The following is a 20,361-nucleotide window of genomic DNA, read 5'->3' as shown; positions in this document are numbered from 1 at the left end:
CATTGAGCGGGATAAACGTTGCGCTGGCATCATTTTTGGTATACAACTGCAAGGAGCAGCTATGTCAAAACACTATCCAACAACTCCCGATGGACGCTATTTTGTGGTCAAGCAACGTTTATGGCGTTGTAGCAACCCAAACTTAGATCCCGCAGAACGCCAACGTTTGGTTAATCAATTAATGAACGCTCGCCGCGCCGTTGGCCAAGCCAAGCGCCAACAAAACCAAGAGGCCGAACGCGCTGCTCGCGCCGAGGTTCAGCGCTGTAAAGTGGCGCTTGGCGAACGCGGCCCAGTTTGGTGGAACGACCAAGCACCTGATTATAATCGGCGCTTGATCAAAAACACACCTTATTGGGATTGGTTTCAAGCTTATGAATCAAATCGGACTGTCAGCTGATCGGAGAAAAGCCCGCTAAACCAGCCACCACAGCGAATCCATACCGCTTGCGTCGCGCCTTGAGCATCAATCACATCAACATAGAACACGGTATGATATTTACTAGAGCGCCAAAAGAAAGGGCCGCGCCGCAACCAGCGTTGTTCAAGCTCGAGAATCTGATAGCCATTGCTAGCAGCCCATTGCTGAATCAACTGAACAGAGCGTTTATGTTCAAAGACGTGCCAAGCGATAATCAGCCCAACCAAACCGACAAATACTAAAAACGGCAACATCGAATCCATAACAACAATCCTTTCAAACTCTCAATCCGTAGAATACATATCCTAAAGCTATACGCTAGGATGCATGGGGAGTTTCAGCATGAGCAATGAGCTATTTTTGCGCCGTAAATGGACATTCAAGGCCCATGGTTCGCAGGTGGTGATGATTAAACGCCCAGTTGAATCGAGCGAACATGTGATGATGAAGGCATTAATTTGGGCGTTATATTTGCCCACTTATCCAGAGGCCCGGGTTGAAACCCCGATTGGCCTGCGCTATAAGCCCGATGTAATTGCCCTCGATAGCCAAGGATCGCCGCTGTTTTGGGGCGAGGCTGGCCACGTGGGCATGGATAAATTGGAAACGTTGCTCAAACGCTATCGCCAAACCCATTTTGTATTTGCCAAATGGGCCAGCAACCTAGAACCATTAACCCAAGTAATTGCCGAATTAACCAGCACGATTAAACGCTCAGCGCCAATTGATTTGCTGTCGATCCCGGCTGACAGTGGCGAGCGTTTTTTCGCCGCTGATGGCACGCTCATGGTTGATCATAGCCAAATTAAGTATGTGCAGCTAACGCCGCCATAATTTGGTTGACCGTATGCTCGTGATCGTCGCCAGTGCACTGCACCGTAATATCGGCAAATTGTTGGTACAGCGGCACGCGCTCGGCATATAAATCGGCAAATGTTTGGCCTGGCTGCATCACAATTCCCCGCGAATCCATATCGCTGATCCGCGGCAACAGTTCAGCAAATTCAATCGCAAGATAGACAATTGTGCCAAGCCGCTGGAAATTGGCCATTGCATCGGGGCTATAAATCACACTGCCGCCAGTGGCAACGACATAGCTATCAAGCTCTAGCTCGGCGCAATATTGGTTTTCGACGGCACAAAATTGCTCAGCGCCCAGCCGTTCGAGAATGTCAATCAAGCGACCATGCTGACGGGTTTGAATCACCACATCGGTATCGATAAAATCAAAGACCAAGGCTTTGGCCAATAAAATACCGAGCGTACTTTTGCCCGATCCAGGCATACCAATTAAAATCACATTGCGATGCTGCGCCATTGCCAAATCTCCAAAACACAAGCGAGGCTGTATTATACGCCAAGCAAGGGGTTTTAAACCAAAAAAACTCGCACCGCGATCTCATGGAGGGATCAGCGCGGTGCGAGCAATGCAGGGTATTTTTTACCATCGCAAAACCGGCTCACTGGCTTTGCAATAGTCGCAGATCAAGTAGGATTTAGGATGTTGAAACCACGAAGAACACGAAGAGCACGAAGGGAAATTGGCTATGGGCTATAGGCTTTTGGCTATAGGCAAGCAAATTATTGAGATACCATCCAATATTACGATAGCCAATAGCCCTCAGCCAATAGCCAAACTGACCTCTAAAGCCTACTTTTGCCTTTTGATTTCTGACTTCTGCCGTTCCTTATGTTCTATGCTCTATGTTCTATGTTCTGTTTCTACCCCTTAATCCTACTCTTCATCCTTCATCCTTTCTAATGGGCTCCAACAAATTGCTCGTGCTCGGTCGAGCCGCTCAAAGCGGTGGTCGACGACATGCCACCTGAAACTGCTTGGGCAACCAAATCGAAGTAGCCAGTGCCAACTTCGCGTTGATGCTTGACGGCGGTGTAGCCTTCGCTTTCGCGGTTGAACTCAGCTTCTTGCAATTGAACATAGGCGCTCATGCCTTGGTCGCGATAGCCAGATGCCAAATCGAACATGCTGTAATTCAAAGCGTGGAAGCCAGCCAAGGTGATGAATTGAAATTTGTAGCCCATCGCGCCAAGTTCGCTTTGGAATTTAGCAATCGTGGCATCATCCAAGTTGCGCTTCCAGTTGAACGATGGCGAGCAGTTGTAGGCCAACAATTTGCCTGGATATTGAGCATGGATCGCTTCAGCAAATTTCCGTGCTTCTTCCAAATCTGGGGTTGAGGTTTCACACCAGATCAGGTCGGCATATGGCGCATAGGCCAAGCCACGGGCAATTGCTGAATCGATCCCACCGCGAATACAGAAGAAGCCTTCTGAGGTACGTTCGCCGGTACAAAACTCGCGGTCACGAGGATCAACGTCGCTGGTCAAAAGATATGCACCATTGGCATCGGTACGGGCGACGACCAAGGTTGGTACGTCCATCACGTCGGCAGCCAAACGAGCAGCTTGCAGCGTGCGAATAAAGTGGCTGGTTGGGATAAGTACTTTGCCGCCCAAGTGACCACATTTCTTTTCCGATGACAATTGATCTTCGAAGTGCACGCCTGCTGCGCCTGCTTCGATCATGGCTTTCATCATTTCGAAGGCATTCAATGGGCCACCAAAACCAGCTTCGGCATCGGCAACGATTGGCGCAAACCAGTAGGTGCCATCTTTTGCTTCCGAATGATAAATTTGGTCGCAGCGTTGCAATGTTTGGTTGATCCGTTTGACCACTTGGGGCACGCTGTTGGCGGGATACAAGCTTTGATCGGGATACATTTGGCCTGCCATATTGGCATCGGCGGCAACCTGCCAGCCACTCAAGTAAATTGCTTTCAAGCCTGCTTTAACCATTTGCATTGCTTGATTGCCAGTCAGCGCACCCAACGCATGCACGTAATCTTCGCTGTGTAATAGATCCCACAAGCGTTCAGCACCCATGCGAGCCAAGGTTTGCTCAATAATGACTGAACCGCGCAAACGCACAACATCTTCTGCTGTGTAATCGCGCTGAATCCCCTGCCAACGTGCGTCCGTTGCCCAACCCCGTTCCAGTTCTGTTGTTGAGATACCGTTCGTGGTGTTCATGGCTGACTCCTTTGTCAAAGTAAAATGGTGGCATGTAGCTCGTTACAATCGCCAAAGCGCTAGGGCAACGTCGCCAAGGTAACGAGTGAAAATCAAATCTATCCCGACACAGCATTGCAGGTTTTAGTCATTATTGTTTGATGCTAGCGCCTGCACGCTGCCAATGAATGCACTTAATCGATTTGTTCGTAAGCGGGAAGGGTGAGAAATTCGGTAAAGGTTGGGTTGGCAACCAGTTGATCAAACAATTGGCTAGCGCGGACATAATGACCATTGTGATAGCGTTCTGCACCAACTTCTTGTTCAATTGTGGCTAATTCTTCCACAACCAACTCGCGCACCCAATCGAGGGTGATTTTGCGAAAATCTTCGGTGATGCCATTCGGCTGATGCACCCATTGCCAAACTTGCGCCCGCGAGATTTCGGCGGTTGCTGCATCTTCCATCAAGTTGTAGAGCGGCACGCAGCCTAAGCCACCAAGCCAAGCCTCGATATATTGGATGCCAACGCTGATATTTTTGCGCAAGCCTTGCTCGGTAATTGGCGCTGATGGCTCGAAACGCAACAGATCATCGGCGGTAATTTCGACATCGAGTTGCTTGCCAATTTGGTTAGCTTCAGGCATCAAGGCATCAAAGGCGGCCTTGGCCAAGGGAACTAAGCCTGGGTGGGCGACCCATGTACCGTCGTGGCCATCGCGGGCTTCGCGCTCTTTATCTGCTTGGACTTTGGCGAGCGCTTCGGCATTGGCTTGGGCATCGTGCTTAATCGGAATCTGGGCTGCCATACCGCCCATCGCATGCGCACCACGCCGATGGCAGGTTTTGATCGCCAGCAACGAGTATGAGCGCATAAAGCGCGAGGTCATGGTTACGAAAGCCCGATCAGCCAGCACAAAATGCTCAAGTTTGGCAAATTTTTTGATGCAACTGAAGATATAATCCCAGCGACCACAGTTGAGGCCAGCCGAGTGGTCACGCAATTCGTAGAGAATTTCGTCCATCTCGAAAGCCGCCAAAATTGTTTCAATCAAGACAGTTGCTTTGATCGAGCCATGGGGCAGGCCAAGTTGCTTTTGGGCAAAGACGAAAACATCATTCCACAAACGAGCTTCGCGATGGCTTTCGAGTTTTGGCAGATAGAAGTAGGGAGCAGAACCGCGCGCAAGCAAGGTTTTGGCGTTGTGGAATAAATACAAGCCAAAATCGAACAAACCGCCAGCGATTGGTTCGCCATCAACGGTGACATGCTTTTCGAGCAAGTGCCAGCCGCGAGGCCGCACAAACAACACCGCAACATGGTCGTTTAAGCGATAGGCTTTGCCAGCTTCGTTGGTGAAGCTAATCGTGCGGTTGACTGCATCGCGCAAATTTAATTGACCGCTGACCAAGTTATCCCAGCTTGGAGTGGTGGCATCTTCACAGTCGGCCATGAAGACGTTGGCTCCAGAGTTGAGCGCATTGATGATCATTTTGCGATCGATTGGCCCAGTGATTTCAACCCGCCGATTGCGAATTTCATCAGGAATTGGGGCAATTTGCCAGTCGCTAGCACGAATATTGGCAGTTTCAGCGAGAAAATCAGGGCGTTCGCCTGCATCAAGCCGACTTTGACGTTCCACTCGTCCGTGCAATAAGTCGCGGCGAGTTTGGTCAAAAGTGCGATGCAAAGCAGCTAAAAAGTGGAGAGCTGGTTCCGTCAACAATTCCGCCGCAGCGGGGGTGATGGGGGCGTTGATTTTCACGCCATGTTGCCGATCAGTCATGCGGTCGTTCCTTTCCGGTGCGTCACCATCGACGTTGGATTGGTGCATGGATTTTGGTAAAAATATGCTTACTAGATAATTATTACTATCTAGCGAATATTCACTGAATGAAGAATATCACAATGTCGCTATCGTGTCAAGCGAATATTCGCTAGCAGATAATTTTGTATATTTTTAATCCACGAAGTACACGAAGGAACACGAAGGCTGTTTTAGCCACAGATTGCCACAGATTATTTTTAGCCACGAATTACACGAATTACACGAATAGCGTATGCCTCATCCCGCATCCTTCTTTTCTCTGCGCCTCTGCGTTAAAAATGTGATCCACGAAGGACACGCAGTTAAAACCGCGAAGCACGCGAAGAGCGCGAAGACTGTTTTACCACATGATTGATTTGATCAGTAGGATTAGGCTTTTGACTTTTGACTTTTGCTTTCTGCCCTTCATCCCTCATAATTCATCCTTCTTAAATCTCTGCGCCTCTGCGTTAAAAATGTGATCTATGAAGGACAGGAAGAGTACTAAGGTGAGGTGGCTATGGGCTTTTGCTTTCTGACTTCTGATTTTTGCCTTCTAATTTTCATCCCTCATAATTCATCATTCATCCTTAAAAAAAGAGGATCGAGCTACAACTAGCCCGATCCCCAATAACCGATCCCCGATCCCTATGCTCTATGTTCTTTGTTCTTCTAGTGAAACGCCGCCATGCCAGCAGCGCCGGCTTCGCCATCTTGCTCGACTTGCGCGCCAGCTTTTTTGCGTCCGCCGCGCAACTCGATTTCTTTGAGGAAGAAGACGACTACAAAGCCCAAAACCGTGATCCCAAAGCTGAAAATAAACACATGGTGAATGCCATCAACCAAGCCATATTTGACCGCGCCCAACAAGGTGTTGTAGAGCGCTTGGCCTTGCTCGCCGCCTTGAGCAAACTGAGCCTGAATCAGCGATTGGGTTTCGGGCGAAAGCAAAATTTGTGGGTTGTTGAAGGCTGCCAAGCTTTCGGCTGGCACATTTTGGGCAACTTCGGCGGGAATCGCGGCCTTGAAGGCTGGCAAATAGGCCGAGTTCATCACCGAACCCATTGCTGCCAAGGCAATTGTGCTGCCAATCGAGCGGAAGAAGGTCAAGGCTGAAGTTGCTTGGCCAATCTTGTTTGGCAAGGCATTTTGGGTAATCAAGGTATATAGTGACATCCCAGCGCCCATACCCAAGCCCAACACAACCATATCAATCGCCACGTTAGTATTGGTCGAATTCAAATCGAGTTGGAGCAGCAAGAAACCACCCAACACGCTAATCGCCATGCCAACGATTGCAATAATTTTGTATTTGCCAGTTGCGGCCACGATTTGGCCCGCCACCACGCTACAAATAATCGCGGTCAGCATCAATGGGGTCATAATCAAGCCACTATTGGTAATCGAGGTGCCAATAACCCCTTGAACAAACAAGGGCAAGAAGAAAATATTACCAAACAGGGCCATATTCGAGATGATCGTAATCAGCACCGAAATACGGAAAATGCTGTTTTTGAACAAACTTGGCTCGATAATTGGCTGACCATTATTGCGTTCGAGCCATGCTTCATAGGCAATAAATGCTCCCAAAAACACAATCGATAAGCCAAACATCCCCAAGACTTGAGCCGAAAGCCAAGCATATTTCGAGCCAGCCCAAGTGAAGCCCAGTAACAGCGGAACCGTCCCAACAACCAGCAAAATCGAGCCGATATAGTCGATTTTAACCCGTTGGGCTTTACGGCCAAGGGTTGGCATCAAGAAAATCAAGGTCAAGAGCGCGATAATCCCCAATGGCAAGTTGACGTAGAAAATCCAGCGCCATGAGACGTGTTCGGTCAACCAGCCGCCAGCGGTTGGCCCAAGGATGGCCGAAATCCCAAAAACCCCACCAGTGATGCCTTGCCAGCGAGCGCGTTCGCGCGGCGTGAACAAATCGCCCACAATCGCCAAGGCAATCGGCATCAAGGCGGCTGCGCCTAAGCCTTGCAAGCCACGAAAAATAATCAATTGGTTCATGCTTTGGGCAGCGCCACACAAGCCAGAGCCAATTAAGAAGACAATTAAGCCAAAGATAAAGAGCGGCTTACGTCCAAACATATCCGAAAGCTTGCCATAAATTGGCACCATTACCGTCGAAGCCAACAGATAGGCCGTCGTAACCCAGGTATAGCGATCAAAGCCGTGCAATTCGGTGATGACTTTGGGCATCGCCGTACCAACAATTGTTTGATCAAGTGAGGCCAACAGCATCACCAAGAGCACGCTCAACATTGTGAGCAAGGTTTCGCGCTTGGTATAGCGTGGCTGTTCAAATTCGGCAGCTGAAGCCGTTTGCTTAATTGCCGTTTCCATTCCGCGCCTTTCTTAAGCTTGCTTCCGTGAAATCCCATGGAAGAAAATTTGAATTATTTGAGGCAGCAACTCTTCAAACGCCACTGTTTGATCAGTTGTCAGATGATGATAGTTGCGAGGTGAAAGCAAATTGAGATACATCACAATCATCACTTTGGTTGAGATGTGCTGATCAAATTCCCCCTGAGCTTTGCCTTGTTCGATAATTGCCCGTAGCAACGTGCGGGCGTGATCGATAATTGGCTGGGTACGTTCGTGTTTTTCAGCAAAGCGCGAACGCATATCAGCACTACCAAACACTTCGAGAAAAATCTGCATGCGCCGCGCTTCGCTTGGATCGTAGGTACGACGCAAAATCGCTTCCAAGCGTTCGCGAGCGCTGCAGGTGCTCGCAGCCACTTCTTCGATCACCTGCACAAAGTTTTGTAATTGCCCTTCCACCAAGGCAATCATCAAATCTTCTTTGCTGGGAAAGTGTAAATAGACCGTGCCTTTGGCAATGCCAACTTGGCTCGCAATATCGTCAATCGAGGTTTCGTGATAGCCACGCTCCAACAAAATCGTTTGGGCTGCCTCTAAAATCAGGCGCGCCCGTTCCTCGCGTTGGCGCTCTTTCAACGACACGGCAGGCTTAGTTGGTTTCTCAAGGCTTGGCATGCTCAATTCCTTACGCTCAGCCATTATTTGACCATCAAATAAATTATGACTGACAAGTCAAATAATAACCCTAGCACTATTCGATGTCAACTCGGTCATAAGTCCTAGGACTTAGGGTTAAATACGAACAGCGCCAAGGGCTGGCGCTGTCGGCGATTGCTTGAGGATTAATGCCATTATGGCAATAAAGTCCGCCGAATCTCAGCAATCGCGGCGTTGCGCCGATCGCGCAGTTGCTCGCCCCACAGCACAGTTGGAACCGATTTCCGCACCGCACAATCGTCAATTGGGCAGCGCTGACAGGTTTCATGAATTACTGTACGATGAATTGCTGGATCATCGCCAAATTTAATCACCTTCGATAACTCAGGCGTGAAGCGAAAACCAACTACCACGCTGCTGCCGACGGTTGGCGTAAGCACCAATGGCCGCGCAAACCCAATATCCAAAAAGCGATCTTGGCTTTCTAAAAACTGCGAAATTTGCACATCGACCAACGGCTGATGCTGTGGCCCACTCTGCTCAGCTAAGTTAATCAGCAGGCGCGAGGCCAGCCAGCGTCGACAATAGTGTTCATGTAAACCGATTCCACTTGGCAACAACAAACGATTCATGTTGATCCGCTTGATCAGTTTGTATGAGCCATCAACGTTGTGAAAGCGCAAAAAGTGCAGCGAAATGCCAAAGGCCGCTGGAATCACTTCGCTAAACCGATAGAGCAACATTTCTGGCGTTACATCATAGTGATTGAGCATCGCCAGCAGCGGCTCAGCGCTCCATGTGGTTTGATTGAACAAGGTCGAAATATCGGCGATCATCGGCTGACGGGGCATCAATAAGGCTCCGCCAAAATATGAGGCTTTAAAATCGTTAGAAACTTGGCGAAACGACAAGACTTGATCAGGCGTTGAGGTTACTGAGCGCTCGTTCAAGCCCAAGGCAGCATAGCCAAGCTCGCGCGCCAAAATAAATTTGCGCTGCAACTCATAGAGATTTGGGTTGATCAGCAAGGTTTTGCGCGGCGTGTCGATATAGACAGCACGATAATGCGAAAGTAGCTCGTGATCAGCCAAGCTGGTTTCATCAACCCGATAGCCAAATTGCTGTTGCAAAATCTGCTTAAGCTGCTCAATGCGCACCGGAAACAGATTAAGTTGATATTTGGCAGCAAACGCTTCGGCCTCTTCTTCGATTTCGGGAAAATAATTGTCATGAATTTCTTGATACGAGCGTAGCGCTGCCCGAAAGAAATGCTCATCCTTCATATCGTATTGGCGCGCAATCTCCCAAATTGCGTGCAACAAGGCACTCGCTTTATCAGGCGCTTTGGTAAATAAGCCGACCAATTCATTGGGATCTAGCTCAAATTCCTCGAAGGGAAAATGGCGCAACAACGGCGATGAAAGCATATTTTCGAGGTAGGCCAACGCAGGATTCAGCTTGATCGAGACTAATTCATCGTAGGCTTTGCCCAACACATGGGCCATTTTAACAATTTTATCGGGCTTGGGATATTTGCGTCCCTTCTCCATCTCGGTCACATACGATGGCGATAACTCGGCTCGTGCAGCAAATTCGGTCAGACTTAAATTGGCTTCGAGGCGGGCTTGACGCAGTTTCATGCCAAAAATTAAATTAATAACATCAGTACTCATTCGATTCCTTCATGCTGCAAAGTCTCTGAACATAGCGTGAGGCAAACACTCTCGCTTAACTATACCATCAGAATCGACTGGCTTAATTATTCTCAGTCGCAAGGCGGAGAGCCTGAATCGGCCTAAGGCTGATGGCAAAGCATGACCAGCAAACGATACTTGCAGCAGCAATACCAACTTAAGCAGGAGCAACCTTAGAATTATGCCTGAGCAACAAGCAGCAATTCAACTGAGTAATCCACCCCAAATCGATGGCTTTCAAGTACGTTTCTTTCGCGATGACACAGACTTTGTCGCGATGGCTGAGATTTTCACTGCCGCCTCAAAAGCCCTAGCCGAACGCAATATTACAACGACTAAAGATATTCAACGCCAATATCGCAACACCCCCAACACCGATTTGTATAAAGATCTGGTGATTATCGAAGTTGATCAGCAACCAATTGGCTATGCATTTAGTCGTTGGTACGATGAAACTGCTGGCAATCGGATTTTACGCGCAATCGCGCATATTCGACCAGAATGGCTCAATCGCGGGATTGGTCACGCAATTTTGCCGTATCAAGAGCAGCGTTTACGCGAAATTCATGCAGAGAACCCCACCAGCAACACGCCCTTTTTCCAAACCTATGGCTTTGATCGCAACCCCTATAGTGCCAAGCTTTATCAAGAATTTGGCTATGAGCCAGCTCGACAAGGTTTTAGCATGAAACGCGATTTGAGCCAGCCAATTGGCAGCCAAGAGCTACCAGCAGGGATCGAAACTCGCCCAAGCCCGCCTGAAGTTTATCGTCAAATTTGGGCAGCAGATGCCGAAGCCTTCCGCGACCACTGGGGCTATTCTGAGCCAACCGAAGCCGATTTTCAACGCTGGGTTCAATCGCCATTCTTCCAGCCAGAGCTTTGGCAAGTGGCATGGCAAGGCGCTGAAGTGGTGGGCATGGTGCTCAACTATATTGATCATAACGAAAATAGCGAGTATAACCTCAAGCGTGGCTATACCGAAGGCATCAGCGTGCGTCGACCATGGCGCAAACAAGGGGTTGCTTCAGGCTTGATCAACCGTAGTTTAGCGATCTTCCGCGAGATGGGTATGACCGAGGCGGCCTTAGGCGTTGATAGCGAGAACCCAACTGGGGCACTGCGCGTCTATCAGCAATGTGGTTTTGAGGTTGAATATACCTCAACCACCTATCGTAAGCCGTTAATCTAGACGATAAATGTACTGGTTCATTGAGGTAGCAACCGCAGCATTTCCGCATCGCAACCCTATCCCAAGGGTTGGTTGCGACGGAACACCAGCCATCCGCAGGGTCATCAACAGATGCGGTTCGGTCACGAATGGTCCTTGCGGGGGTGCAGGGGGATTAAAGCCCCCTGCGTCTCCCGCTGGCGGGACGGAAGGGTGGAAAAGAACGATGGTGGTTAATGTGATGAACCATTACAGATAAAACAAAGAACATAGAACTTATACGAAGAATACAAAGCGCTTGGCACAGCAACCCAAATCTGTGCCAAGCAGCTTTTTTTGCGCTTTAGCGTTTGGTACGATTAACGTGATCCGGCGGCACAGCTAAATAGAGGTTATCGAAGCTTACTTGCTCGGTCGTTGCGCCCTCAACATACACCGCAAGATGCGGATAGCCCGATGCGTAGGTGCTATCTTCGACCTTGAGCGCATAGCGATCGTTGATAAAGACCGCCATCTGATCGCCTTTGACAATCAACTCTACATGATGGGTCATATTCTTGCGCTGATCGATGCTTGGAGCCATATCCCAACCAACCCGCAAGGCAGCGTAGGGCACTTGCTTAATAATTCGTACCCGTTGATCAAAACCATACAAAAGAAAATAATAGGTTTCAGCGTTGAGCAAGCCACTTTTGCGAAAAACCAAGCCTGGCTCGGTTGAAGGCTCGCAAACAACACAGGTAATATCAACCGACAGCGCAAAATCTTCAACATACGGCATCGTTGGCTGCAAATTCCAAGCAATTGCGCCGCTTGGCGTATTTGAGGTTACATCAAAAATAAGCTTGCCAGCTTGCAATGAGAGGGTGCTATTGGCATAATCGTCAATTGTGGGTGTCAAGGACCAGTTATTGCGATTCAGCTCAAACGTATCAGAAAAAATCTGCGTCCACTGGGCAGCTTCAGCCCGTAATTGGGCAGCTTGGGTTTGCAAAATCGTAGGATCAACCAATTGGCTCGCTGGCAAAATTGTTGGCTTTGGGATGGTTGGCGTTGGCGCATCCTGATCAAGCGCAGCCGCAGGTCTTGGAGTCGATGGGAGTGCTTGAGCCAACTCAGTTGATTGATCTGAAGCAATCCGATTCAGATCAATGATTGTATAGGCAATAATCAGCAAGCCAATCAGCAGCATAAAACTCAATCCCAGCCGAACAGGCCAGCGCCGTTGCCGTGGCACAACCAGTGGCGAAGCCACTAATTGGCGTTTAAAATCGCCAATCGAGGCTGGGCGGAGCGCTGGATTTAAGGCCAAGGCTTGGGCAAAGGCATGGTCAATGTGGCTAGGAATCGTCGGCTGATGGGTTGCTAATGGAATCAAGGGATCAGCCATGCCCGCCGCAACTGCAACCGCCCGCTCCAATGAATCGGCTGGCGCAACCCCAGTCAAGCCATAATAGAAGGTTGCCGCCAAAGCATACAAATCACTGCGCTGATCGACTGGGTTGCCATTGCGCTGCTCCAAGGCCGCATAATTGGGGCTAAATCCGTTGATACCCTCATCAATTGTCGAATTGGCCGTAACTTGGGATGAACCTTGGGCCAACCCAAAATCCAACAGCACCAAATTGCCGCGAGCGGTAATTTTAATATTTTGCGGTTTGATATCGCGATGGATAATCGGCGGCGTTTGCTGATGTAAATATTCGATAACCCCACCCAAAGCGTTGATCCATTCCAAGGCCTGCTCTAGGCTGAGCGGCGCAGCTTGACGGGTAACAAGGTCTGCGAGGGTATCGCCTGCGATTAATTCCATCACCACAAAGAACATTGCTTGTTCAACGAAACAATCAAAGACTTGCGGCAAACCAGCATGATTAAGCCCGCCTAAAATCCGAGCTTCAGGAATAAAGCGCGCATAATTTGCTTCCTCATGCACAATTTGCTTAATCGCCACCCAGCGCCGAATAGTTGTATCAAGCGCTTTATAGACGATTCCTGAGCCGCCGCGCCCGATAATTTCGTGCACCTCATAGCGCTGCTGAATCAAACTGCCTTGGGCAAAGATCTTGAATTCATGCATCAGATCACCACTCACAGTAACTTATAGCCAAGGTTGGGATAGGTCACAATTATTTCGCCTGGATAAATATCAGCCAACAGCATGCGTAATTGGCTCATATGGGTATGCAAATTGGGGTGATCCAAGCTTGGTTGGTAGCGATAATCTGGGGCTTGGTAGGCGCGGACACATGCTTCAAGTGAACAAATTCGACCCCGTTGATCATAGAGATGTTTGAGTAATTTAAATTTCATTGTTCCAGCCCGAATTGGCACAGGCGTTTGATTAAGGTAAAACTGCAACTGTTGCTCTTCGAATAATAATGTATATTCAGTTTGGGCTTCTATCTCAGTGGTTGCATTATCACACATAAATACTAATAAGCGCCGATTAGTACCAAAGCCAATGCTATCGTTATTATTTAATCGATAGGGCTGATTTGGCTCAATCTTATAATCATTAACAAAGGTTCCATTGCGACTTGCCCGATCAAGCAACCAAAAGTGCTCAGCAGCAAAATAAATTTCGGCATGATAGCGCGAAACGTTGCGTTTATCAATATGCACCGTATTATCAACCATACGGCCAATTGTGCACGGTTGATCAAAAAGAAAACAACTTTGCGGAGTAATCGCACTATCAGTTGCAAGGAGTTTGGCCAAGGCCAATCTAGTGATTGTCATCGACGAGATACCTCGGCAGATAGTCAAAAAAGTTTTAGCTTGATTAAAGGCGATCTAAATAGATCTTTGCGCGCCTGTTGGGTAGGATGAGCAGCATCAAAGCAATCAAGCCAAACGGAGTATCTATGCCCAAGCCAGCAACCCAACTGACCGCCAGCGAACAGCGCATTATGCAGATTCTAATTCAAGGCAAAACCAACAAAGCAATCGCGCACCTGTTGCAAACGACTGAAGGCACGATTGAAAGTAGCCTGCATCGGATTTATGCCAAACTCAACGTTGATAATCGCGTCAGTGCGACGCTGGCCTATCTTGCGCTTGAACCTACTCATCAACGCTAGGACTACCAACATGCTAGGAAATCCTAGCAGCGCAATTATACCGCAATCCATACATGTTGCTCACTGCCAACTACGCTAGCAAGCAGCCATGTTCAGGCTTCAGCAACTCGCAGATTGTGATCAAAGCTCAGGGTATCGGCCTGAAGCAGCATCGATTTGGGCCGATACCCTGAGCTTGTTTAATAACTTGTTGGCGCAATTTAAAGCGACATTTGTTGCTGACTAATCGGAATGTTCGTCGGCTGCGAAGCTATTTGGGGGCGTATAGAGCCGAAAATCTTGGAAACGGCAAATAACCGGAGTTGGCGATTGGCTAATAATTCCAAGATCAAGCCGCGCCTGCGGCAAACGCTCAATTTCTGCCGAACCAACCCAAACATTATTGATAAAAAACCGATGTTTGCGCCCAACAACCAACAAGCCCAATTGATTAAACTCAGCTGGACGGATCATTGGGGCATTCGTGCGATCAAGGTGAATCTGAAAATAGTCGCCACCGTTGCGCGTGCTAATCACCGACGCAATTTGCAGTTGGTCGCGAATGCGAAAAATTGCGTGGCTGGCATCGCTAATTTCTTCAAAAATAAGCGCAAAACCATCGTTTTCGCTGCCGCCTGCGACTCGTTGAGCATAGACGCTCAGGTAATAGCTTGGTGGCGCAAAACAGTGAGAATCGCCACCAATAAAAACATCATTATGAAAACGATTATGTAAGGTTAGTTGATAATTACCGTTGATCATCGTTCGTTCAACGCGACAAACCCCATCATCTTTATAGCCCAAGCCCCAATGCTGGCTATTTGAAACAAACGTATCGTGAATCATAAGTTGCCATGTTGATTGCACCGTCGCCAGCGAAACATCCAGCTCCGCAACTCCATCGACCCGCGAAACCAACTCCTCGCGATAGCGCACAATCGCATATTTCTGCAAAACATCATGCGGCGTGTTATAGGTGTTCCATGCTTCTTTGACCGAACACAGCAGCAAATCGGCCTCTAGTGCCGTCAAGCCCAAGGCAGTGGCTAAACGCAAGACCTGATCTTTGAAGCGCGGCGTATGTTTGCCAGTGAACCAATTACTGAGGGTTGGCACCGACACGCCAACTGTTTGGGCCAAACTATTTTGATTGAGTATCTCGCTACGGCTGCGTTCAAAAAAGATGCGTAACAATTCGGCAAAAGTATAGGCTTGATAGCGATAATCCATTATTCCCCCTGAAAATCCACCCGATTGGCTGTTCAAAGCTGCAATTGGTTTGCGAGTGCTAAAAAAACATAACTGCAACGTGCAGCAGCTTGGTAGAGTAGCTGCATCAAGTTCTTGTGCTGCGCAGCATACGGAATTCAGACCAACTAAACAGCGTGAATCGCAAATTCATGCTTAATTGAAGCAAGGAGCCTGTGCCGTATGAATAGCCTGAGTGCGCGTGAATGTGATGTGTTGGAATTGGTTGACCAAGGCTGTAGTGATGCAGAAATTGCCCAACGTTTGGATATTTCGATTTGGACTGTGCGCACCCATCTGCGCAATAGCGCGAGCAAACTTGGGGTTAAATCGCGCCAACAAGCAGTCTATGCCGCCCGCAATCTGCAAGCGCTCAAACCGGCGGCGCAGGGCAAAAATCGCTAAATATAGCGATGTGTTTTCCTAGACGATTGGGTATTATCGTGCTAACCCATAATTCAATGTTTCACAACGAGAGAGCAATGCTTGCAACAGGTTCCTCATGCGTTTTTGCCGCTTGCAGAACGCTCAAACTATCCAGCTAGATTGGGTAAACCATTGTTCATGGATGGCAGGCGGTTTGCAGCCAGCATAGCCATGCCTGCATCCATGAGCATCGATTCAAGCTTGAGTTAGGCATCATTACGCCAAAGGAGCATCGATGAGCAAGCAAACAGTTCAACTTACGGTTAACGAGCAGCGGATTATGCAAATTCTGATTCAAGGCAAAACCAACAAAGCGATTGCCCACCTGTTGCACACCACCGAAGGCACGATTGAAACCAGCCTCCACCGCATCTACACCAAACTCAATGTTGATAATCGGGTCAGTGCCACGTTAGCCTATCTTGCGCTTGAACCCACGCAGCATGCTAGGGATGCCTAGCATAACCCTTAATTACTAGGAGATCCTAGCAGCGCAATTATACCGCGATCGTTATACTCTGCTCAACTCAAATGTTTAAATTTTGTAAAAGGAGTGTGGTTGAAATTCAAGGTTCATCAAAAATTACTGCATTCAATTAGTGAAGGAGTGGGATTATGCACTACAAACGAGTAGCTTCATTGCTAGTTCTTTGGTTAGGCTTGAGTTTAATCATCATTGGGCAACCAAGCGTCAGTCAAGCCGCCCCAAATCAAAAGTTTCTGCGCAACCCTTCATGGACGGTTTATAATCGCAGTCAGGGCTATCACAATGGCTATGCGGTAGATTTCCCAACTGGAACAAGTCCAATTGTAGCCGCTGGTGATGGAGTGGTTAATCGAGTAGGCACAAATCCACCACGAAATTGCGGGAGCGGGGTTTCGTTTAACGGTAGTTTTGAGCGCGAATTTCGAATTGATCACCAAAATAGTTATGCTACAGGCTATCTGCATCTTGGCTCATTCGGCACAAATCCGCGTACAGGTCAACAATGGAAAGCAGGCGATCAAATTTTTGCAGGTGAAGTCATTGGCAATAGTGGCAATAGTGGTTGTGCAACAGGCAATCATCTGCATTTTTGGGTCTATCAAGGCAATACTGGCATCAATCCTGATACAACAAATCTGTGGATGCCAACCTATCCTGACATGGGCAGAATCGAAAGTCCAGCCTCTAATAGTATGGTAACGGGCGTTACAACAATTCGTGGTTGGGCAAAAGTTACCCGATCATTTCAATCGAATGGCTATCAGCCTACGCCTGGTGGCGCAATCGATCGGGTTGAAATTTGGATGTATATCCCAAGTTATCAAAATTACATCAAACTTGGCAATGCCAACTATGGTGAATATCGTAGTGATCAAGGTGGCAACTTTGGTTGGAGCTTTGCATGGGATACATCACGGATTACTGCTAGCCGCTATCAAATTCAGGCTCGTGCTGTTTCTACGACTGGTGGAACTACGGTCTTAGAAGGCTATGAATCAGGCTCGGTGTGGGTTAATACTAGTGGGCCGCAACATCAAACCAAATGGCATCTACGCAATAGCTTATCAAGTGGTAATGCTGACTTTTCTTTCCATTATGGCCAGCCCAATGATATTCCAATCGTTGGCGATTGGGATGGTGATGGCGATGACACCCCTGGCGTTGTGCGCGGCACAATGTGGTATCTCTCAAATAGCTATGGCGAACCCTCTACAATCAGCTTTGAGTACGGCTCGCTGGGCGATATTCCGGTCGTTGGCGATTGGAACGGCGATGGCAAAGATACCCCTGGCCTTTTCCGAGGCACAACATGGTATCTCTCAAATAGCCTCAATGGCGGCTGGGCCGATCTCTCCCTCGGTTTTGGCGAGCCTGGCGATATTCCGGTTGTTGGCGATTGGGATGGCGATGGCGATGATACCCCTGGTGTTGTGCGTGGTATAACTTGGTATCTTTCCAACAATCTGAATGGTGGTTGGGCCGATATTTCCCTTGGGTTTGGTGAGCTTGGGGATACATTCATCGTTGGCGATTGGGATGGCGATGGCGATGACACGCCTGGCGTTGTGCGCGGCAATAAGTGGCATCTCTCCAACAAGTTCAACGGTGGTTGGGCCGATCTCTCGTTTATGTATGGCGATCCAGGGAATTATCCAATTGTAGGTAATTGGGATACCGATCCTCAAAGCGAAATTGGCGTAATTCCTTAGAACATCAATCTATCGAAGCAGCACGCGATCACTCAAATCGCGTGCTGCTTTCAAATTTCTTCACATCCTCAGCCTCTCTGTTCTCTGTTCTATGCTCTTTGTTCTGCTAATGCCAATTGCATGCGCCGCAAGCCTTCGGCGAGCACTGAACGCGGCGTGGCAAAATTGACTCGCCAGAAGCCAAGGCCAGCCTCGCCATACAAGCCACCTTTTTCTGGCCCAACTTTGGCCTGAGTACGAAAACGCTCGGTCAACTCGTCTTCGCTCCAGCCAGTTGCCCGAACATCGAGCCATGCCAAGTAGGTGCCTTCGAGCGGGGTTAGCCGAACCAACGGATTATCAGCAAAGGTTTGTTCAATTAGGCGGTAGTTTTCGCGTAGATACTCACGCAACCCATCGAGCCATTCAGCGCCCGATTCGTAGGCCACGGTCAGGCCAATATCGCCAAAGACGGTGCCAATGTGATAGCCGCTACGACCTTTTTCTTCCTCATAGCGCTTACGCAATTCTTCGTTGGCAATCACGCCATACGAGGTGGTCAAGCCAGGCAAATTGAAGGTTTTGCTGGGCGCAGCCAAGGTAATCAGCAGGTCAGCCAAATCGGGGCGCAAACGGCCAAGCGGAGTAAATTCGGCAAATAACGTTAGGTCGCAGTGAATGTCATCGCTCACAATCATAACGTTGTGCTGCAAACATAAATCAGCAATTCGATTCAGTTCATCGGCGTTCCAAACCCGACCAACGGGATTGTGCGGGCTGCACAAGACCAACATTTTGGCTTGGGCTAGTTTTGCATCGAGATCAGCAAAATCGATTTGGTAGCGACCATCAACTTCAAGCAACCGATTTTCAATAATCGTCCGGCCATTATCAGTAATCGCGCCATAAAACGGGGCATAAACTGGCGGCTGAACTACAATTCCATCGCCTGCTTGGGTAAAAGCACGCACTGCCACGTTCAGCGCAAACACAACTCCAGGATTAATGACGATCTGTTCTTGGGGAATTTCCCAGTTATGGCGGGTCTGATTCCAATGTTGAATCGCCTTGAACATGCGCTCAGGACGAGCAGCATAGCCATAAATTGGATGTTGAGCACGCTCAATCAAGGCGGCTGTAACCGCTGGCGGCGAGCGAAAATCCATATCAGCAACCCACAATGGCAACACATCAGCGCCACCAAGGTATTCCTCGCGCATATCCCACTTGACTGAATTGGTGTTAACTCGATCAATCACCTGATCAAAAAAATCCGCACTGATCATGTATGCTTCCTCACAGCCACAAACAAGCTTCTTCAGCAAGAGAACCATTTAGCAATGCGGCGCTGAGCCGCCCAACGGTTCTGTTGGCAGTCATTGTACTACCAATTTGCAGCCGCTTTCAGGCGAGAAAGCAATTAAAAATTGCGGCGATAGGCTTTGGCTGCTTGCTGTTTCTGGCGCTCAAAGGCATATTCAACGCCTGCTTGCAACGTGCCTTGGGTGCGCACACCCTGCAAATTCACCCCAAGTTGCACCAGCGTTTGCGCCATCTCAGGCCGAATGCCTACCAACAATACTTCGGCGCCAACCAATTTGGCAGCTTGGGCCGATTGGATTAAATGATGGGCAACTTGGGTATCAACCACCGGAACCCCAGTTACATCAATTAACACGGTTGAGGCTTGCTCCTCGCTAATGCGATTTAAAAGCGCTTCGGTAATGCGGCTGGCGCGTTGTTCACCCAGCGTACCAATCAAGGGCACCACCAATACCCCTTGCGAAAGCGGAATAATCGGTGTGGAGATTTCGGCAATTTGGCTGGCCTGATCACGAATATGCTGTTCGCGCGTCTTGAGAATCGTATCCGAAAGTTTCATCGCGCCAGTATAAATAATTGCATGCATCCGCTGCATCCACCACAAGAGGGCAACGGGATTCGATTCAAAAGTTTGGTTCAAATCATTGCTAATCACCTCGACGCCCATATTGATGCCAAACAAAATATCTTCGACCGATGCGCCTTGTTCGGCACGCTGTGGCCCAATGCGCAGCAGAAAATTGGGCATCGCTTCAACCGTGCCATTGTTCAGATCAGTCACAAACGCCATATAGGCATAGCGAATTGAGGTTTCTAGTTGCTCATAGCTAAAACTACGATAAAGCGTAATTTTGGCATTGAACACGCGATCAGTCGCGGTTTTAATATAGTGGTCAAGGTGCGCTTGCACATGGTCAAGGATGATTTGCATGGGAGGCTCCATTGCTGGCGCACCAGTGATCGCACGTGGGACATTGATCAGATTGGCGCTGAATGATTTTGTTGATCA

General features: G+C 48.7%; 19 protein-coding genes. 7 read left to right on the top strand and 12 right to left on the bottom strand.

The window, feature by feature from the left end:
• Positions 1 to 61: 61 nt before the first annotated feature.
• The gene (locus SE18_RS06705) at positions 62 to 400 is read left to right on the top strand and encodes a hypothetical protein (protein ID WP_054533663.1); all 339 of its coding nucleotides are present in this window, start codon (positions 62 to 64) and stop codon (positions 398 to 400) included.
• On the opposite strand, the gene SE18_RS06700 is transcribed toward SE18_RS06705, so the two are convergent.
• A complete protein-coding gene (locus SE18_RS06700) occupies positions 373 to 684 on the bottom strand; it encodes a hypothetical protein (protein WP_054533662.1) in 312 nt (103 codons plus the stop codon). The two genes, SE18_RS06705 and SE18_RS06700, sit on opposite strands and share 28 nt — an antisense overlap.
• A 79-nt stretch (positions 685 to 763) precedes the next feature.
• Between SE18_RS06700 and SE18_RS06695 the strand changes: the two genes are divergently transcribed.
• Positions 764 to 1,255 (top strand): hypothetical protein, encoded by a 492-nt coding sequence (locus SE18_RS06695; protein ID WP_054533661.1) that lies wholly within the window; start codon positions 764 to 766, stop codon positions 1,253 to 1,255.
• On the opposite strand, the gene SE18_RS06690 is transcribed toward SE18_RS06695, so the two are convergent.
• The 6 genes from SE18_RS06690 to SE18_RS06665 form a co-directional block, all read right to left on the bottom strand.
• Positions 1,227 to 1,739, bottom strand: coding sequence for a shikimate kinase (locus SE18_RS06690; protein WP_054533660.1), 513 nt, complete (start codon positions 1,737 to 1,739; stop codon positions 1,227 to 1,229). The two genes, SE18_RS06695 and SE18_RS06690, sit on opposite strands and share 29 nt — an antisense overlap.
• Before the next feature lie 440 nt (positions 1,740 to 2,179).
• Entirely contained in the window at positions 2,180 to 3,472 is a 1,293-nt protein-coding gene (gene aceA, locus SE18_RS06685) for an isocitrate lyase (protein ID WP_054533659.1), read from the bottom strand.
• Positions 3,473 to 3,645: 173 nt separating this feature from the next.
• A complete protein-coding gene (aceB, locus tag SE18_RS06680; protein WP_054533658.1) occupies positions 3,646 to 5,238 on the bottom strand; it encodes a malate synthase A in 1,593 nt (530 codons plus the stop codon).
• Positions 5,239 to 5,931: 693 nt separating this feature from the next.
• Positions 5,932 to 7,614 (bottom strand): MDR family MFS transporter, encoded by a 1,683-nt coding sequence (locus tag SE18_RS06675; protein WP_054533657.1) that lies wholly within the window; start codon positions 7,612 to 7,614, stop codon positions 5,932 to 5,934.
• 12 nt (positions 7,615 to 7,626) lie between these two features.
• The gene (locus SE18_RS06670; RefSeq protein ID WP_054533656.1) at positions 7,627 to 8,271 is read right to left on the bottom strand and encodes a TetR/AcrR family transcriptional regulator; all 645 of its coding nucleotides are present in this window, start codon (positions 8,269 to 8,271) and stop codon (positions 7,627 to 7,629) included.
• Between the two features lie 176 nt (positions 8,272 to 8,447).
• Positions 8,448 to 9,926, bottom strand: a complete 1,479-nt coding sequence (locus SE18_RS06665; protein ID WP_054533655.1) for a helix-turn-helix domain-containing protein — start codon at positions 9,924 to 9,926, stop codon at positions 8,448 to 8,450.
• Between the two features lie 202 nt (positions 9,927 to 10,128).
• On the opposite strand from SE18_RS06665, the gene SE18_RS06660 reads away from it, so the two are divergent.
• Positions 10,129 to 11,139 (top strand): GNAT family N-acetyltransferase, encoded by a 1,011-nt coding sequence (locus SE18_RS06660; protein ID WP_054533654.1) that lies wholly within the window; start codon positions 10,129 to 10,131, stop codon positions 11,137 to 11,139.
• A gap of 322 nt (positions 11,140 to 11,461) precedes the next feature.
• On the opposite strand, the gene SE18_RS06655 is transcribed toward SE18_RS06660, so the two are convergent.
• Together SE18_RS06655 and SE18_RS06650 are read right to left on the bottom strand one after the other, a co-directional pair.
• Positions 11,462 to 13,198, bottom strand: coding sequence for a serine/threonine protein kinase (locus SE18_RS06655; RefSeq protein WP_054533653.1), 1,737 nt, complete (start codon positions 13,196 to 13,198; stop codon positions 11,462 to 11,464).
• A gap of 11 nt (positions 13,199 to 13,209) precedes the next feature.
• Entirely contained in the window at positions 13,210 to 13,860 is a 651-nt protein-coding gene (locus SE18_RS06650; RefSeq protein WP_054533652.1) for an FHA domain-containing protein, read from the bottom strand.
• A gap of 125 nt (positions 13,861 to 13,985) precedes the next feature.
• On the opposite strand from SE18_RS06650, the gene SE18_RS06645 reads away from it, so the two are divergent.
• Complete coding sequence (locus tag SE18_RS06645) at positions 13,986 to 14,201, top strand: response regulator transcription factor (RefSeq protein WP_054533651.1); 216 nt, start codon at positions 13,986 to 13,988, stop codon at positions 14,199 to 14,201.
• A 222-nt stretch (positions 14,202 to 14,423) separates the two neighbouring features.
• Here SE18_RS06645 and SE18_RS06640 read toward each other — a convergent pair whose 3' ends face one another.
• The gene (locus SE18_RS06640) at positions 14,424 to 15,410 is read right to left on the bottom strand and encodes a helix-turn-helix transcriptional regulator (RefSeq protein ID WP_054533650.1); all 987 of its coding nucleotides are present in this window, start codon (positions 15,408 to 15,410) and stop codon (positions 14,424 to 14,426) included.
• Between the two features lie 201 nt (positions 15,411 to 15,611).
• On the opposite strand from SE18_RS06640, the gene SE18_RS06635 reads away from it, so the two are divergent.
• From SE18_RS06635 to SE18_RS06625, 3 genes are all read left to right on the top strand, one after another.
• Positions 15,612 to 15,833 carry a helix-turn-helix domain-containing protein gene (locus SE18_RS06635; RefSeq protein WP_054533649.1) on the top strand — a complete coding sequence of 74 codons (222 nt, stop codon included), beginning with the start codon at positions 15,612 to 15,614 and terminating at the stop codon, positions 15,831 to 15,833.
• Between the two features lie 256 nt (positions 15,834 to 16,089).
• On the top strand, positions 16,090 to 16,314 hold the full coding sequence (locus tag SE18_RS06630) for a response regulator transcription factor (protein WP_054533648.1): 225 nt from the start codon (positions 16,090 to 16,092) through the stop codon (positions 16,312 to 16,314).
• 155 nt (positions 16,315 to 16,469) lie between these two features.
• Positions 16,470 to 18,050, top strand: coding sequence for a M23 family metallopeptidase (locus SE18_RS06625; protein WP_054533647.1), 1,581 nt, complete (start codon positions 16,470 to 16,472; stop codon positions 18,048 to 18,050).
• Between the two features lie 89 nt (positions 18,051 to 18,139).
• On the opposite strand, the gene SE18_RS06620 is transcribed toward SE18_RS06625, so the two are convergent.
• Positions 18,140 to 19,315: a MalY/PatB family protein gene (locus SE18_RS06620; RefSeq protein WP_054533646.1), complete on the bottom strand. Its 1,176-nt coding sequence runs from the start codon at positions 19,313 to 19,315 to the stop codon at positions 18,140 to 18,142.
• Positions 19,316 to 19,449: 134 nt separating this feature from the next.
• Positions 19,450 to 20,283 carry an STAS domain-containing protein gene (locus tag SE18_RS06615; RefSeq protein ID WP_054533645.1) on the bottom strand — a complete coding sequence of 278 codons (834 nt, stop codon included), beginning with the start codon at positions 20,281 to 20,283 and terminating at the stop codon, positions 19,450 to 19,452.
• Positions 20,284 to 20,361: the final 78 nt, after the last annotated feature.

The sequence above is a fragment of the Herpetosiphon geysericola genome (genome assembly GCF_001306135.1).
GTDB lineage: Bacteria > Chloroflexota > Chloroflexia > Chloroflexales > Herpetosiphonaceae > Herpetosiphon > Herpetosiphon geysericola.
Note: the sequence above shows the minus strand (reverse complement) of the source record. Positions and strands in the feature narration are given on the sequence as shown.

Excerpts from the sequence above, each read along its gene's own strand:
- SE18_RS06705 (WP_054533663.1), top strand. The coding sequence starts at position 62 with ATGTCAAAACACTATCCAACAACTCCCGATGGACGCTATTTTGTGGTC.
- SE18_RS06700 (WP_054533662.1), bottom strand. The coding sequence starts at position 684 with ATGGATTCGATGTTGCCGTTTTTAGTATTTGTCGGTTTGGTTGGGCTG.
- SE18_RS06695 (WP_054533661.1), top strand. The coding sequence starts at position 764 with ATGAGCAATGAGCTATTTTTGCGCCGTAAATGGACATTCAAGGCCCAT.
- SE18_RS06690 (WP_054533660.1), bottom strand. The coding sequence starts at position 1,739 with ATGGCGCAGCATCGCAATGTGATTTTAATTGGTATGCCTGGATCGGGC.
- aceA (WP_054533659.1), bottom strand. The coding sequence starts at position 3,472 with ATGAACACCACGAACGGTATCTCAACAACAGAACTGGAACGGGGTTGG.
- aceB (WP_054533658.1), bottom strand. The coding sequence starts at position 5,238 with ATGACTGATCGGCAACATGGCGTGAAAATCAACGCCCCCATCACCCCC.
- SE18_RS06675 (WP_054533657.1), bottom strand. The coding sequence starts at position 7,614 with ATGGAAACGGCAATTAAGCAAACGGCTTCAGCTGCCGAATTTGAACAG.
- SE18_RS06670 (WP_054533656.1), bottom strand. The coding sequence starts at position 8,271 with ATGCCAAGCCTTGAGAAACCAACTAAGCCTGCCGTGTCGTTGAAAGAG.
- SE18_RS06665 (WP_054533655.1), bottom strand. The coding sequence starts at position 9,926 with ATGAGTACTGATGTTATTAATTTAATTTTTGGCATGAAACTGCGTCAA.
- SE18_RS06660 (WP_054533654.1), top strand. The coding sequence starts at position 10,129 with ATGCCTGAGCAACAAGCAGCAATTCAACTGAGTAATCCACCCCAAATC.
- SE18_RS06655 (WP_054533653.1), bottom strand. The coding sequence starts at position 13,198 with ATGCATGAATTCAAGATCTTTGCCCAAGGCAGTTTGATTCAGCAGCGC.
- SE18_RS06650 (WP_054533652.1), bottom strand. The coding sequence starts at position 13,860 with ATGACAATCACTAGATTGGCCTTGGCCAAACTCCTTGCAACTGATAGT.
- SE18_RS06645 (WP_054533651.1), top strand. The coding sequence starts at position 13,986 with ATGCCCAAGCCAGCAACCCAACTGACCGCCAGCGAACAGCGCATTATG.
- SE18_RS06640 (WP_054533650.1), bottom strand. The coding sequence starts at position 15,410 with ATGGATTATCGCTATCAAGCCTATACTTTTGCCGAATTGTTACGCATC.
- SE18_RS06635 (WP_054533649.1), top strand. The coding sequence starts at position 15,612 with ATGAATAGCCTGAGTGCGCGTGAATGTGATGTGTTGGAATTGGTTGAC.
- SE18_RS06630 (WP_054533648.1), top strand. The coding sequence starts at position 16,090 with ATGAGCAAGCAAACAGTTCAACTTACGGTTAACGAGCAGCGGATTATG.
- SE18_RS06625 (WP_054533647.1), top strand. The coding sequence starts at position 16,470 with ATGCACTACAAACGAGTAGCTTCATTGCTAGTTCTTTGGTTAGGCTTG.
- SE18_RS06620 (WP_054533646.1), bottom strand. The coding sequence starts at position 19,315 with ATGATCAGTGCGGATTTTTTTGATCAGGTGATTGATCGAGTTAACACC.
- SE18_RS06615 (WP_054533645.1), bottom strand. The coding sequence starts at position 20,283 with ATGCAAATCATCCTTGACCATGTGCAAGCGCACCTTGACCACTATATT.